The sequence below is a fragment of the Cryobacterium fucosi genome (assembly GCF_004403515.1).
Lineage (GTDB): Bacteria > Actinomycetota > Actinomycetes > Actinomycetales > Microbacteriaceae > Cryobacterium > Cryobacterium fucosi.
In genome coordinates this window covers 1-1,141 of the sequence record NZ_SOHH01000077.1, presented here as the reverse complement: position 1 = coordinate 1,141, position 1,141 = coordinate 1, and the positions used below count along the sequence as shown (strand labels likewise).

Here is a 1,141-nt window from a genome sequence, read left to right as displayed (position 1 = left end):
CAAGAACGAGGCGTTCAAACTCGTCGCCGTCGGCACGATACTCGCCCAGACCGAAGCCGCCGACCGGCAAACCGCGGAAGCACCCGAGTCGCCCGGCACTGACGGGACAGGCACTGACGGGACAGGGACTGACGAGACTGGACCGGACGGGTCGCCTCAACCGGCCGTTCCTGGGTCGTGGCAGGCTCCGATCGCCCGCGCCGTGACCGCCGGAACCCTCTCCGTCGACGCCGCCGAATCCATCCGCAAAGGCCTTGGCGACATCGACACCGCCGTCACCGCCGACAAACTCACCACCGCCCTCACCCGGCTCCTCACCGAGGCGGTGGGGTGGAACGCGGACCAATGCTTCACCCGGGCCCGAAGGATGCGCGACGACCTCGACCAGGCCGGCATCGCCGCCCGCGAGAAACAGGCCTACGACGACCGGTTCCTCAAGATCTACCGCCTCCCCGACGGCAAAGTCCGACTCCACGGCCTCTTCGCCCCCGAAGACGGCGAATTCGTGCTCTCCACCTACGACTCCATCACCAGCCCCCGACGCGGCGGCGTGCGCTTCGTCGACAAAACACGCGCCGCCTGGGCCAAAAGTATCCAGGACGACCCCCGCACCACCGCGCAAATCGCCGCAGACTCGTTCGTGCAACTACTCAAAATCGCCGGCGAAGTCGACCCCGGACAAATGCTCGGCGGCCGCCGCCCCGCCGTGCGCATCATCGTCACCCACAAAGACCTCACCGACGCCGCCACCCACGCCACTGCCGACACCGGTGCCGGTGCCGGTGCCGGTGCCGGTGCCGGCAGTGCACCCGGTGCACCGGCCAACACGTCCCCCTCAACGCCCACAGCCCTCGTAGCCCCCGACGCACCCGACGCACCCGCGGTCAGCCCGGCCGCAGCCCCTCCCTCCAATCAACCCGCCGAACCCGGCGAACCCGGCCAACCCGGCCAGCCCGGCCTACCCGGCGAACCCGGCCAGCCCAGCGAACCCGGCCTACCCGGCCAACCCGGCCAACCCGGCGAACCCGGCCAGCCCGGCCAACCCGGGACGACCCCGGTCCTGCCGACCGGGCACGGCTACATCGAGGGCAGCCCCGCCCCGATCTCCCTCACCACCATCCAACGACAACTCTGCGACACA

Annotated in this window: 1 protein-coding gene; it reads left to right on the top strand. The window is 70.4% G+C overall.

Annotated features, from left to right (window positions below):
• Positions 1-202: 202 nt before the first annotated feature.
• The coding region (locus E3T48_RS17480) for a DUF222 domain-containing protein (protein WP_277613517.1) at positions 203-1,141 on the top strand (939 nt) is incomplete at its 3' end.